The following is a 13,631-nucleotide window of genomic DNA, read 5'->3' on the forward strand; positions in this document are numbered from 1 at the left end:
TCCGCTTCATGGAGGCAAGGGAGGCGGACGCGGCGGTCAATGCCGCGCCCCCCGGCACCGTCAGGGCTTCGGCGCGGCCGGATTGGGCTTCAGCGCGACGACCATGTAGCGAAGGTTCGACCAGAACGGGCCTGATGCCGAGTAAGGATCGGCAGCGCTCGGATATCCCGTCCAGTAGGTCGTGTCGAAGGGCGCGAACTTGTTGTAGGCCATCAGCGGGATGAACGGCATCTCCTCGACGGCCAGCTTCAGATAGTCGCGACCAAGATCGACGACCTGGGGCGAGTCGAACGCGACTTTGCGATTGGCCTGGATGATCGCATCGAGCTTTTCGCTTTTCCAACGCTGCAGGTTGCGGGGCGGCTGGGTCTTCCCCGGCTCGGCGATATAGGCCGAGTCATAGCTGTCGAGGAAGAAGGAGAGATCGGGGTGACCGCCCCAGGTCTCGACGCTCCAATAGATCGCCGCCTCGAAATCCCCGGCGCCGAGCCGCTGGCCATTGGTCGGGCCGGCGACATCGATCGTCGTCTTGATGCCCTGCATCGACCACTGCTGCGCAATAATGCTGCCGGCCCGCGCGAGGGTCGGGACATTGTCGCCCTCGACCATCAGGCGGATCGCGAAGGGCTTTCCATCCGGCATCATCCACTGGTTGCCCTGCTTGGTGAAGCCGGCCTTCTGGAGGAGTTCGGTCGCCGCCTGGACATCCTGCTTCCACCAGCCGAAACCGAACATCGTCTTGAGCTTGGCCGGATCGCTCGGAATGCTGTCGCCCCATTGCGGACGGACCAGCGCCGCGACCTGCTCGGCAATCGTCGGGTCATACGGCTTGATGGTCCGCGTGCCCGTGTTGAGTTCGAAGCCTTTCAACCAATCCTGCATCGGCTCGTAATAGTCCGGCACCGCGATGCCGGTCGGCGGCGTCGAGAGCGCGGCGAGATTGGCTGCTCCGCGATAGGCGCCCATGGCCACCGAGCGGATGTCGATCATCAGCGCCAGCGCCCAGCGGACATCGGCATTGTCGAACGGCTTGACCTGATGGTTGAACAGGACGGAGGGCAGCGTCGGATCGGGATGGGCAAACGGGAAGCCGGGGAACCATGCAGCCATCTGGTCGCCGGCCTTGCGGGCGATGGTGAACATGCCTTCCGGCGCGATGTCGTTGATGACATCGAGATTGTGGTTCAGCTGTTCGATGACGCGGGCGTCGGGATTGCCGGCATTGCGGTAGACGACATATTTGACCTGCGGCGGCTCCTTGAGACCCATGCCGATCGATGTCCGCTGCCAGTCGTCGCGCAGCTTCCAGATCGCCCAGTTGCCAGCCTTGTCATAGCTGTGCAGAACATAGGCCGAGAGTGATACCGGTGGATTGTTGTTGAAGCTGAGCGGGTCGGCGACCTTCTCGAAGACATGCTTCGGCATGATCCACGCGGCGTTCCAGCGCACCGTGAACAGCGTATGGAAACGTGAGTTCGGCGCCTTCAGATGGAATACCACCGTATGCGGGTCGGTTGCCTCGACACGATCGACATTGACCGTGAACGGCGCGCTCCAGCCCATGCCGGGATGAGCGATCTGCGTCTCGACGGTGTAGACGACGTCGTCGGCCGTGAACGGAACGCCGTCGCTCCAGAAGATGCCATCCTTCAGCTTGACGGTCATCTCGGTGAAGTCGGCATTGTATTGCGGCCGGTCGGCGGCAAGCGCATTCGTCCACGCCGCATCGCCTGTTCCATCGGGATTGATGAACCAGAACGTGTCCGCGGCCAGCTGCTGGAGGCCATTGTTGCTGGCCCCGCCGCCGGGCGCCCAGAGATTGAACCACTCGGCGTTCTGCGCCGGGGGTCCCTGGATGATCAGGGTCTGGTTGCGGGGGATGCCGGCGATGAAATCCTGCGCGGCAGCCGGCAGGATGGACGCGGCCACCAGAAGAATTGCCGCGAGCAGATTCTTGAACATCATTGTCGCTCCTCCTCATGCCCGCATGCGCAGGCCCGACGCCCTGCTGGCTCTGCGGCCGGCACGGTTCGTCCTCGATAGCCGGCTATCGCAGTCTCCCCCACGACCCGGCTCGCTCTCCCTTATCGACAATTTCAACCGCGAGAGCAACTGGATTATCGACAAAATGCGGTGTTGTTGATCCCTATTGTTGCGGAAATCCACGGTGGATCCATGCTATCGGCAATTCATTATTGACAAAAATAGCTGTCGAGTTAGCGTGCGGGCCGACGATCAGCGCCTGCGGGCCGATCCTTCCTCAAAACGACGGCCAAGGGTGGAGCCAAGATGACCGAGACTTATGACGTCAGGATCGACGTCGATGCCGCTGAGGCGCTGGGTGCCTACAAGCCGCTGTGGAACTGGTTCGGCTATGACGAGCCGAACTACACAGACACCGCCAACGGCAAGAAGCTGCTCAAGGAACTGACGGAACTCAGCCCCGAGCCGGTTCGCGTGCGCACGCATAATCTGCTGACATCCGGCGATGGCAGCTATTCGCTCAAATGGGGATCGACCAACGCCTATACCGAAGATGCCGATGGCAATCCGGTCTATGACTGGACCATCATGGACCGCATCTTCGACGCCTATGTCGAGGCCGGCAACATCCCCCTCGTGCAAGTCGGCTTCATGCCGGAGGCGCTCTCCGTCGATCCGGGCCCCTATCGACACAGCTGGTCGCTGGAAGACCGCTACGCGACGATCATGACCGGCTGGGCCTCGCCGCCCAAGGACCTCAAGAAGTGGGGCGACCTCGTCCATGCCTGGGCTCGCCATCTCGCTGATCGCTATGGCGAGGATGTCGTCCGCGGCTGGCCGTGGGAGGTCTGGAACGAGCCGGACGGCCATTACTGGAAGGGGACGGTCGAGGAGTTCTGCGCGATGTACGCGGTCACCGCCCGCGCCCTCAAGGACGCCCTGCCCGGCGTCCGGGTCGGCGGACCGCACACCTGCGGCGCCTTCAACAACCCGAAGGCGCAGGCGTTCCTCCGGGCGTTCCTGGCCTTCATCGTCGAGACCGACACGCCGATCGACTTCATCGCCTTCCACGCCAAGGGCAATCCGGTGGTCTGGCAGGATCATGTCCGCATGGGCCTGCACAAGCAGCTGCGCGACATCGAGGCGAACCTCGCCATCGTCAACGAGTTTCCGACGCTGCGCCATCTGCCAACCGTCATCGGCGAGTCTGATCCCGAGGGCTGCGCGGCCTGTTCGGCACGGGTTCACCCGCAGAACGGCTATCGCAATGGCCCGCTTTACGGCGCCTATGTCGTCGAGAGCATGATCCGCACCTATGAACTGTCACGGCGCGCGGGCGTCGAGATCGAGGGCGCCGTGACCTGGGCGTTCCTGTTCGAGGAACAGCCCTGGTTCGACGGCTTCCGCGACCTCGCGACCAATGGTGTCGACAAGGCGGTGCTGAACGGCTTCCGCATGCTCGGCAAGCTCAAGGGCGAATGGATCGCGGCGAAGAGCGATCACGCCGTCGACATCGAGGCCATCATGCTGCACGGCGTGCGCGACACGCCTGACGTCAATGCCGTCGCGACGCGCGATGAAAGCGGCGTCAGCGTGCTGGTGTGGAACTATCATGACGACGATGTCGAGGACGGCGCCGCCACCGTCACGCTCAACCTCGCCAATCTCAAGCCGGGCAGCCACAAGCTGACGCATTACCGGATGGACAAGGACCATTCGAACGCGTTCGGCGAGTGGCAGAAGATGGGCGCGCCGCAAACCATCGCCGGGGCCGATTTCGAGCGGCTGGAAGCTGCCGGGAAGCTCGCCGTGCTCGAAACCAGCACCGTGACGGCTGATGGGATCCTGACCCTGACGACCGACCTGCCCCGACAGGGCGTCTCGCTGTTCCGCATCGATTACTGATGCGGACACTGATCGCGCCCGCCGTCCTCCCCGGCGGGCGCGATCATTTTTCGACCAGTTCGATATAGCGCCGCTTGCTCGGCTGCAGGTGGTCGACGCAAAGCTGGGCGAGCACCCAGTTGTCGCGGCCCGACAGCATGTCGATCATGAGCTTGTGGTGGCTGTGCGAGATGTCGAGCGCTGCGCGGTCAGACATGGAATTGGCCCGCACCGGCAGGCTGTAGCGCATATAGAGCTCGATCGTCTGTACGAGATATTTGTTGCCGCAGGCGCCGAACAGCGTGAGGTGGAAGCGGTCGTTGGTCTCGTGCACGCCGCGCAGATAGCCGCTCTCTATATGCTCGCCATGCTCCTTATGGATCAGCAGCAGCGTCTCGATGAGGCTCCTTGGCGCCGGCAGCGGGATCAGCAGGGCCGCCTGGCGCTGGACCAGTTCGCGCACATCATAGATCTGGCGCACTTCGGAAGGCGTCAGCGAGCGGACAGTTGCGCCCTTGTTGCGCTCGCGGACGATGATGCCCATCTGCTCGAGCTGCACCAGAGCCTGCCGGACGAAATGGCGGGTCACGGGGAAGCGCGAGAGAAGCGAGTCCTCCGTCAGCCGCGCGCCCGGCGCGAGCCGCCCGAAGATGATGTCCTCCTCCAGCGCGCGGACGATACGAATATCCTCGTGCTCGCCGTCCAGTGAACCATCCAGATCGATCATCGATGCCATCCGCCTGTCCGGTTCATCCGGCCGCTACACCGCTCAACGCATCCGCGCCTCGAAGCCGCTGAGAGCATAAGCACCCTCGACCAGCCGCAGGGTCTCCAGATTGTCCTCCGGGCCAGTTTCAAACGCCGCGCCCGATCTCGTCTGTTCTACGAAGTGGCGGATCGCGGCGCCATAGGCAGCCTGATAGCTTTCGCCGGGATCAAAGGCTTCATGCAGTGGATGCTTGCCGACAAGGCGGAGGTCGGCGCCCTCCAGAAGGATTGTTCCCGCTGTCCCGTGAATGCAGAGGCGGTCGGCCGGCGCCGGCGGCGCGCCATGGACCGCCAGATTGCCGGAGATCGAAAGCGGCACGCCATCGCCGCGTCGGGCCAGCGTGAGAATGGCGCTGTCTTCGCCGATGATCTCGTCATTGCTCCGACCGAGCCGGGCCGCGACCAGGTCGAATTCGCCGAACAGAAAACGCAGCGTGTCAAGATGATGGATGAGCACTTCCATCACCAGCAGGCGATCGAGCGAGCGGAAGAAGGGCTGACGAACCAACGCCGGCCTCAAGCCATCGGGCCCGGGCAGCATGCCGCTTGAGTGAAATTCGAATCGGATCGAAACGATCTCGCCGATGAGATCTTCACGCAGCCAGGAGCCGAGCCGCCGATAATAGGGACGGAAGCGCCAGTTTTCATGCACCATCAGCGGCACGCGGCCCCTGGTCTCAGCGACCAGCGCCTCGGCCTCGGCGAGATCGACGCCGAGCGGCTTCTGGCAGAGCAGCGCCAGACCCCGTTCCGCGCCGGCTCGTATATGGGGCGCGTGATGCTGTCGCGGCGAACAGATGTCGAGGGCATCCAGTTCGGTCCCTTCGAGCATCGCCTCGATGGTGTCGAAGCGGGCTCCGATCCCGAAGGCCTCGGCGCGGGCAGCGGCCGCATCACGGTCGGGGTCGCAGATCGCGACCACCTCCGCCCCATCGACCGCCAACCAGCCCGGCAGGTGATATTGGGTCACCCACCCTGCGCCCACCATGCCCACCCGCACAATCCACTCCTGTCTTATCAATAATTTTGGCGCCGAACCGCACGCCTCCGCCATTCAAACTATAGCGCAGTTTACGCATTTAAAAGGGAAAAACTCGGGCGTGCGCCATCGTTGCACGAGAGTTCGCCTGATCATTATTGACAATAGTCGCCATGGCTGTAGGAATGGGCGCATGAGATCGCGGTGATCCGCGCGAGGGAGATCGAGGGTGACGCGCGGACTTCGCAGACGGCTGACGAGTTATGGCGACCAGGACTTTTCACTGTTCCTGCGCAAGGCCTTCATCAAGGCGATGGGCTATTCCGACGATGCCCTGGAGCGGCCGATCATCGGCATCGCCAACACCTATTCCGACTACAATCCCTGCCATGGCAATGTCATGCAGCTGATCGAAGCCGCCAAGCGCGGGATCATGCTGGCCGGCGGCATGCCCATGGTGTTTCCAACGATTTCGATTCACGAGAGTTTCGCGGCACCGACCTCGATGTTCCTTCGCAACCTGATGGCGATGGAGACGGAGGAGATGGTGCGTGCGCAGCCGATGGATGCCGTCGTGCTGATCGGTGGTTGCGACAAGACGATTCCGGCCCAGGTCATGGCCGCGGCTTCCAGCGAAGTGCCGGCGATCATCCTCCCGACCGGGCCGATGGAAACCGGACATCATCGCGGCGAGCGGCTCGGCGCCTGCACGGATTGCCGCCGTCTCTGGGGCCAGTACCGGGCCGGCCAGCTGGACGAGGCGGAGCTCGGCGAGATCAATGGCCGCCTCGCCAGTTCCGTCGGCACCTGCACCGTCATGGGCACCGCCAGCACGATGGCCTGCCTCGTCGAAGCCATGGGACTGGCGCTGCCGATGTCCGGATCGGCCCCCGCGACTTCGGCCGAGCGTATCCGCATCGCCGAGGAGACGGGCCGCGTCGCTGTCGCCATGGCCGAAGCCGGCGTGACGACGGCTGAAGTGCTGACCCCGGCGGCGCTGCGCAATGGCCTCGCCGTGCTGCAGGCGTTGGGCGGCTCGACCAATGCCGTCGTGCATCTGGCGGCGATCTATGGCCGGCTCGGCCGGCGGCTCGACATGGATGAGCTCGACGCCCTCGGCCGCGCCGTGCCGGTTCTGGTCGATCTGAAGCCATCCGGCGTCGCCTATATGGGCGAGTTCCACGCGGCTGGCGGCGTGCCGCGGCTTTTGTCGGAACTCACCGATGTCGTCGATCTTAAAGCGCCGCTTGCTTTCGGTGGCACGCTCGGCGACTGCGTGGCGAGCCTGCCGCCGCGCTATGAGCATCAGATCATCCGCAGCCGCGACAATCCCGTGTCGGCGGACGGTGCGCTCGCGGTGCTCTCGGGCAATCTGGCGCCGCGCGGCGCCGTCATCAAGCATTCGGCCGCCGACCCGAAACTGCAGGTCCATGAAGGCCGCGCGATCGTATTCGATTCGGTGCGCGACATGACCGAACGGCTCGACGACGAGACGCTGGGCATCGCCGCCGACGATGTGCTGGTGCTGCGCAATGCCGGGCCGCGCGGCGCGCCGGGCATGCCCGAAGCCGGCTATATCCCGATCCCGCGATATCTGGCGCGCCAGGGCGTCAAGGACATGGTGCGGATATCGGATGCGCGCATGAGCGGCACCGCCTTTGGCACGGTTATCCTGCATGTCATGCCGGAATCGGCGGCCGGAGGGCCGCTGGCCGCCGTCAAGACCGGCGACCGCATCCGCCTCGACGTACCGGCCCGGCGGATCGAGCTGCTGATCGAGCCCGAGGAACTGGAACGGCGCATGGCCGCGCTGCCCGCGCCAGCACCGTCGCCGGCGCGGGGCTATGCCCGCCTCTACGACCAGCATGTGCTGCAGGCCGACGAAGGCGCGGATTTCGATTTCCTGACGGGCCAGCCGCATGGCTGACGTCGAGGAAGCGCGGCTTTGCCTGCCGCCGCGCCCGCTTCGCAATCCCGGACAGTTGCGGCTGCCAGAGGGGACCTGCGACTGCCATCTGCATGTCTTTTCGGCCGGAGCGCCTCTGGCGAACCCGCGCAGCTATACGCCGCAAATGCTGGGGATCGAGGCGTGGCTGGCCGTCGCCGAAAGCTTCGGCATCGCGAGGGGCGTCGTGGTGCAGCCGAGCGTCTATGGTCTCGACAATCATGTCCTGCTTGACGCCCTCGCCGCCCATTCGGACCGCCTGCGCGGCGTTGTCGTCGTGGACGCAGCGATAAGCGACGAGGAACTCGATGCGCTCGACCGTTCCGGTGTCCGCGGCGTCCGCATCAATCTCCGCAACAAGGCCGGCATCGGCCTGGACGCGGCCGAGGCCTTGGCGCCCCGCATCCGCGCCCGCGGCTGGCACCTGCAATTCCAGGTCGGCCCCGACGAGATCGACAGCGTCGCCACATTGGCCATCCGCCACGATATCGGCGCCGTGATCGATCATCTTGCCTTCATGCCGCTCGATACGCCTGCACGGGCACTGGCAAGCCTCAAGCGCGCCCTCGACGATCGCCGCGTTCACGTCAAGATCTCGGCGCCTTATCGGCTCCTCGGCAGCGCCGATCCAGAGCGTTACGCCTCCGTTGTCGGCGCGCTCGCCGCGAGCCATCCGGACAGTCTGCTCTGGGGCAGTGACTGGCCGCATACGGAGCTGTTCGAGACCGTGCCAGAAGAAGACGACCTCATCGCCCTGGCGCTCGAAGCCCTGCCCGCCGCCGCGCATGGCCACGTGTTCGTCGACAACCCCGCCCGCCTCTATTGGACACGCTGACCGAAAGCCCGGAGCCAACCGATGCCGCTTCTGACCGAGGACGCCAAGGGCGTCTATGTCATCGCCGTTACGCCTTTCAAGGATGACGGTGCGATCGATACCGACAGCATCGACCGGATGGTCGACTTCTACGAGGGCGCGGGCGCGACCGGCCTGACCATCCTCGGCCAGCTCGGCGAGGCACCGAAACTGACGGCGGAGGAATCGCGGGCCGTCGCCCGCCGCGTCATCGACCGCGTTGCAGGCCGCCTCCCCGTGGTGGTCGGGGTGTCGGCGCCGGGTCTCGCGCCGATGCGCGAGCTTGCCGACCAGGTGATGGAAATGGGCGCGGCCGGCGTGATGGTCGCCCCGCCCTGGACGCTGAAGACCGACGACCAGATTTACGGCTATTACGCCTCGGTGGCGGAAGCGCTCGGCAAGACGCCCTTCGTCCTGCAGGATTATCCGCTGACGACCAATGTCTCCATCGCCGTCAAGGTGATCGACCGCATCGTCCGCGACCTTCCCACTTGCGTCATGCTCAAGCACGAAGACTGGCCGGGCCTTGCCAAGATCAGCGCGCTCCGGGCAACGAGCGACAAGGGCGAGACGAGGCGGATTTCGATCCTGTGCGGCAATGGCGGCCTGTTCCTGCCCGAGGAGATGGGGCGCGGCGCCGACGGCGCCATGACCGGCTTCTGCTACCCGGAAATGATGGTCGGCGTCGTCGAGGCCTATGGGCGCGGCGATGCGGAACGTGCGCATGACCTCTTTGATGCCTATCTTCCGTTGGCCCGCTACGAGCAGCAGCAGGGCATCGGTCTCGCCTGCCGCAAATATGTGCTGGCGAAGCGCGGCGTCATCGCGTCGGACAAGCAGCGGCGCCCCGGCTCGGCGCTTTCCAAGTTCGACGTCGCCGATATCGAAAGGCTGCTCGCGCGCCAGGGCCGGCGCCTCGAGGAGATTGCGGCATGAAGCTTGGTATCGAAGGCAAGCGGGCGCTGGTGCTCGGAGCCAGCAAGGGCCTGGGCGCAGCCGTCGCGGTCGCGCTCGCCAATGAGGGCGCCGAGGTCATCGGAGCCTCGCGCTCGACAGAGGCCATCGCGGCGCTCGAGCAGCGACTGCAGGCAGGCGCCACCGGCCATATCCGGGCCGAGCACCTCGACCTCGCCGATTCATCGTCCGTCCAGCAATTGATCGAGCGCTGCCTCGCGGCTGATGGCATCGACATTCTCGTCAACAATTCGGGCGGCCCGCCTCCCTCCGAGGCCAAGGACCTGACGCCGGAGGTGCTCGCAAAGCACTTTGCGACCATGGTCACGCCGCTCGTCACGATCAGCAATGCGCTGCTGCCTGGTATGATCAGCCGGCAATGGGGCCGGATCGTCACGCTGACCTCGTCCGGCGTCGAGGCACCGCTGCCGCGTCTTGCCCTCTCCAATGCGCTGCGCCAGGCGCTGGTCGGTTGGAGCAAGACGCTGGCCTCGGAGGTCGCGCCGCACAATGTCACGGTGAACGTTGTCGTCCAGGGCCGCATCCACACCGACCGGGTCGATGAACTCGATGAAGCCACGGCCAAGCGGCTCGGGCAGCCGGTCGAGACGGTTCGCGCGAATTCGATCGCCGCGATTCCGGCCGGACGTTATGGCAAGCCGGAAGAGCTCGGCGACCTCGTGGCCTTCCTCGCCAGCGACCGCGCGTCCTATATCACCGGTAGCCTCGTCCGCATTGATGGCGGCCTGCTGAAGTCGATCTGAGCAGGGGCCGCGTGAGTGCCGGCGCTTTGCCGGCGTCAGTCCTTGCCGAGCACGGCGCGGACGTCTTCATCGGCATGCTGCAACAGGACCTGCACGGCCTTGTGCGCGCGATCGGGATCGCGGGCACGAATGGCCTCGAAGACGTCCCGGTGCTCCTGCAGGCAGTGCTGGTGATGGAAGTTTGAGCTCGAAAGCTTGAAGCTCATCTGGAAATACTGGCGAAAGAGGTTGGCGAGCGGTGCCATGAACAGATTGTTCGAGGCGACATAAAGCGCGGTATGGAAGGCGACGTCGCCTTCGATCCACTTCGCGAAGTCGGCCTTTGCCTGCGACATCACTTCGAGCGCCGCTTCGAGCGCATAGAGTTGTTCGAGCGTCGCTCGCCGGGCGGCCTCGGCGGCGGCAGCGGGCTCGACCGCGCTCCGGAACGCGAACAGATGCTGCAGGATCGCATCGGCATCGTCGCTTTCCTGGATCCAGTTGAAGATATCCGGATCGAGGAAATTCCACTCCGCCGTCGGCAGCACCCAGGTGCCGATACCTGACCCCGTCCGCAGCAGACCCTTGGACGCGAGCAGCTTGACCGCCTCCCGCACCACGGTCCGGCTGACGCCGAAACGGCTGCAGAGTTCCGGCTCGGCGGGAATGAGATCGCCGACAGCCAGATGGCCGCCGACGATTTCGGTTCCGAGTGCGGTTGCAACGGTCAGATGCAGCCGGGAGCGCGACTGGCGAGTCGATCTGTCGAGGGTCGATGCATCCATGCGTCCGTTCACTCCGCGTTCCAAATTCCCTGCGTCAGACGCCGGCCTCGAGCGCCTGCGAGAGAATCGTCTGGCAAACGCGCATCGTCTTCACCGTGTCCCGGAAAGGGGACGAACAGCTGTCGGAGCCCGACTTCAGCGAATCGATGAACTCCCGATTCTTCGCCGCAAAGCCGCCGAAGACGAAGTTGTCATCGCTTCCGGCGGCCTCCTGCGTCGTCAGCGTCTCACCCTTGTAGTTGTTGTCGAGATAGAGCTTGCCTTCGGCTTCGACCTCGACATCCGCATAGCCGCCCTGGACATGCATCTGCGTGCGGAAAACACGCCGTCCGGATGCCCAGTTACAGACGACATAGCACGTCGCGCCGTTGTCGAAATGCAGTGTCGCACCGAACCAGTTGATATCGGGAACGCCGATGCGCCGGCACTCGCTCTCCACCTTCACCACTTCGCCACCACAGATCCAGCGCGCGGTGTCGATGGCGTGGGTGCCGTCGTCCATCATGCGGTCACGGGCAATCAGCATCGGTGTCACGTCGCATTTGAAGAACTCGACGACCCCATGGATGATTGGCCCCTTCTCGAGCAGTCGCGCCTTGATCTTTTGCAAGATCGGCGCCGTTCGCCGCTGGTGGCTGACCTGGGTGATCAATCCCTTCGAATCCGCGAGATAGGCCAGGGCCTCGGCCTGATGGGTCGTCAGCCCCATCGGCTTCTCGATATAGAGGTTGAAGCCGTTCGTGAGGCACCAGTGCCAGATCGGGTACATGATCTCAGGCTGACCGATGACATAGACGCCATCGGGGCGCAGATCGTTGAGGATGGTCTGGTAGTCGGTGTCGAGCGCCGTCAGAAAACGCGCCGAAGCGGGAATGCCGAAACGGTCGCAGGTCGTGTTGAGACGCTCCGCCCGCGTTTCGATCACACCGACGATCTCGACGTCGTCGAACGATGCCAGCGACGGATAATGGACATTGTTGGCCATGTTGCCGGCGCCGATGATGGCGATGCGCACCTTGCGGTCCGTGATCATGCTCTTGCTCTCCCTTGCCATCACCGTGCCCAGGCCGCGTCGACCAGGCCGCGCAGATAGGCGACATCGGTGGCGAGGAACGGCAGAACGTCGTCGCCCATGCGCTGCGGTTCGCCCTTCGGGTCGGTATATTCGCCCGGAAGCACGAAGATGCCGGTGAAGCCCCGCTTGTGCAGCTCCTGCACCAGCCCGGACCACGAATAGCCGCCGTGGCGGCCGGTGGTCCAATGTGTCCGGAACACCGCCTCGGCCTCTTCAGGTCCGTTGATGCGCTCGCGATAGGCGTTCTTGAAGTTGACGAGGTTCGGCATCCGCTCCCAGAGCAGATCGACCGACAATTCGGTTGGCTCGCCGGCGACCGCGCAATGCGCCATGTCGAGAATGGCGCAGACATGCTTCGGATCGAACGGCTCCATCAAGTGATAGAGGCCGATGGCGCTGCCGATGCAGTTGCCCGAATGGTTCTGGACGCCGATGCGGACGCCCGTCTCGTCAAGCAGCGGAATCAGCGCTTCATAAGCCGCCCGGCTCTGTCGGATCGTATCCGCGAAGCGGGCCTTGCCGAGATCGACGCCGACCATCGTGCGCAGGAGGTCGATGCCGTTGTCGCCGCAGGCCCGGATGATCGCTTCGTCGAGCGGCGCCGCCACGCTGCAGATCGACAGGCCGCGGCTCGCCACCACGCGCACCACCTCGGGAAGCGAGGTTGCCACTGTCTCCGGCGTGACCTGATAGCCGGGCCGGATCGGCAGCTCGATCGCCTCGACGCCCAGCGCCGCCATGCGGTCGGCGACGGCCTCGATGGCATCGTTCCACGGCTTGGTGAACACCGCCAGCTTGATGTCAGTCATCTCACTCTCCAGGAATCGCGGCCCAGCGGCCGCTTGTCGGTTCGGCCCGTCGGGCCCGGACCCCGCCACGAAGGCGAGGCAAATGTGCCTGCGTCAAACCATGCGCATCGACATGCCGCCGTCGATCGCCACGGTCTCGCCGGTGATGAAGTCATTCTCCGCGAGCTGGACGATCAGGGCGGCGACGTCCTCCGGCTTGCCCTCGCGGTGGAGCGGGATCCGGTTGGCCAGGTTGTTCTGGCGGGCCGTCTCGGTCATCGCATTCTGGAACGGTGTCCGGATGATGCCGGGCGCCGCGCAATTGACGCGGATATTCTCGTCGGCATGGTCGCGGGCAAGCGCCCTCGCCATCTGGATCAGCGAAGCCTTCACGACCTGATAGGCCACCGTGCCGGGACAGCCGCGCAGCGCCGCCGCCGACGACAGGAAGGTCACCGATCCGCCGGCCTTTGCGAGCTGGGGATGGGCGGCGCGGAACAGGTGAAAGGCGGAATGGACGTGAACCTGGAACGCATCGAGCCACGCCTCCTGGGTGATCTGCAGCGCCGTTCCGGGCGCCGGACCGCCTGCCGAATGCACGACGACATCCAGCCGCCCGAATGCGGCGACCGTTGCCTCGATCAGCGCCGGAGCGGTTGTCGGCAGCGCGATGTCCCCAGCGAAGAAAACGCAGCGGGCGCCCTTCGCCGCGCCCATGCGGTCGAGCTCGTCGAGCAGCTCTGGCCGCTCGCGGCGTGCGCTGATCGCGACATTGACGCCTTTCGCAAGCAGAGCGCGTGCTGTTGCAAGGCCAATTCCGGACGTGCCGCCCGTAACCACAGCCGTGGAACCCATGAGGTCAGGCAAAGTGAGG

12 protein-coding genes are annotated in these 13,631 nt (G+C 64.8%); 5 read left to right on the plus strand and 7 right to left on the minus strand.

Annotated elements, in window-relative coordinates:
- Nucleotides 1–60: 60 nt before the first annotated feature.
- Nucleotides 61–1,962 (minus strand): ABC transporter substrate-binding protein, encoded by a 1,902-nt coding sequence (locus LB518_RS11070; protein ID WP_224577862.1) that lies wholly within the window; start codon nt 1,960–1,962, stop codon nt 61–63.
- Nucleotides 1,963–2,289: 327 nt separating this feature from the next.
- On the opposite strand from LB518_RS11070, the gene LB518_RS11075 reads away from it, so the two are divergent.
- Nucleotides 2,290–3,888 (plus strand): GH39 family glycosyl hydrolase, encoded by a 1,599-nt coding sequence (locus LB518_RS11075; protein WP_224577382.1) that lies wholly within the window; start codon nt 2,290–2,292, stop codon nt 3,886–3,888.
- Between the two features lie 43 nt (nt 3,889–3,931).
- Here the strand turns inward: LB518_RS11075 and LB518_RS11080 are convergent, their stop codons facing one another.
- Nucleotides 3,932–4,594, minus strand: coding sequence for a GntR family transcriptional regulator (locus tag LB518_RS11080; protein ID WP_224577384.1), 663 nt, complete (start codon nt 4,592–4,594; stop codon nt 3,932–3,934).
- Between the two features lie 42 nt (nt 4,595–4,636).
- The gene (locus tag LB518_RS11085; protein WP_286198679.1) at nt 4,637–5,623 is read right to left on the minus strand and encodes a Gfo/Idh/MocA family protein; all 987 of its coding nucleotides are present in this window, start codon (nt 5,621–5,623) and stop codon (nt 4,637–4,639) included.
- A 220-nt stretch (nt 5,624–5,843) separates the two neighbouring features.
- Here LB518_RS11085 and LB518_RS11090 point away from each other — a divergent pair, with 220 nt between their 5' ends.
- From LB518_RS11090 to LB518_RS11105, 4 genes are read left to right on the plus strand one after another with little or no spacing between them, the layout of a single operon-like run.
- Nucleotides 5,844–7,541 carry a dihydroxy-acid dehydratase gene (locus LB518_RS11090; protein WP_224577388.1) on the plus strand — a complete coding sequence of 566 codons (1,698 nt, stop codon included), beginning with the start codon at nt 5,844–5,846 and terminating at the stop codon, nt 7,539–7,541.
- On the plus strand, nt 7,534–8,394 hold the full coding sequence (locus tag LB518_RS11095) for an amidohydrolase family protein (protein ID WP_224577390.1): 861 nt from the start codon (nt 7,534–7,536) through the stop codon (nt 8,392–8,394). Before LB518_RS11090 ends, LB518_RS11095 begins: the two co-directional genes overlap by 8 nt.
- A gap of 21 nt (nt 8,395–8,415) precedes the next feature.
- Nucleotides 8,416–9,348 (plus strand): dihydrodipicolinate synthase family protein, encoded by a 933-nt coding sequence (locus LB518_RS11100; protein ID WP_224577392.1) that lies wholly within the window; start codon nt 8,416–8,418, stop codon nt 9,346–9,348.
- A complete protein-coding gene (locus LB518_RS11105) occupies nt 9,345–10,130 on the plus strand; it encodes an SDR family oxidoreductase (protein WP_224577393.1) in 786 nt (261 codons plus the stop codon). The genes LB518_RS11100 and LB518_RS11105 overlap by 4 nt, the downstream gene beginning before the upstream one ends.
- Before the next feature lie 35 nt (nt 10,131–10,165).
- On the opposite strand, the gene LB518_RS11110 is transcribed toward LB518_RS11105, so the two are convergent.
- The 4 genes from LB518_RS11110 to LB518_RS11125 all read right to left on the minus strand — a co-directional run bounded on the left by LB518_RS11110 (nt 10,166) and on the right by LB518_RS11125 (nt 13,624).
- Nucleotides 10,166–10,894 (minus strand): FadR/GntR family transcriptional regulator, encoded by a 729-nt coding sequence (locus LB518_RS11110; protein ID WP_224577395.1) that lies wholly within the window; start codon nt 10,892–10,894, stop codon nt 10,166–10,168.
- Between the two features lie 34 nt (nt 10,895–10,928).
- Nucleotides 10,929–11,927, minus strand: a complete 999-nt coding sequence (locus tag LB518_RS11115; RefSeq protein WP_224577397.1) for a Gfo/Idh/MocA family protein — start codon at nt 11,925–11,927, stop codon at nt 10,929–10,931.
- A gap of 20 nt (nt 11,928–11,947) precedes the next feature.
- Entirely contained in the window at nt 11,948–12,778 is an 831-nt protein-coding gene (locus LB518_RS11120) for a sugar phosphate isomerase/epimerase family protein (protein ID WP_224577399.1), read from the minus strand.
- A 93-nt stretch (nt 12,779–12,871) separates the two neighbouring features.
- Entirely contained in the window at nt 12,872–13,624 is a 753-nt protein-coding gene (locus LB518_RS11125; RefSeq protein ID WP_224577401.1) for an SDR family NAD(P)-dependent oxidoreductase, read from the minus strand.
- Nucleotides 13,625–13,631: the final 7 nt, after the last annotated feature.

The sequence above is a fragment of the Mesorhizobium sp. BR1-1-16 genome, from assembly GCF_020165495.1.
Taxonomy (GTDB): Bacteria; Pseudomonadota; Alphaproteobacteria; order Rhizobiales; family Kaistiaceae; genus Kaistia.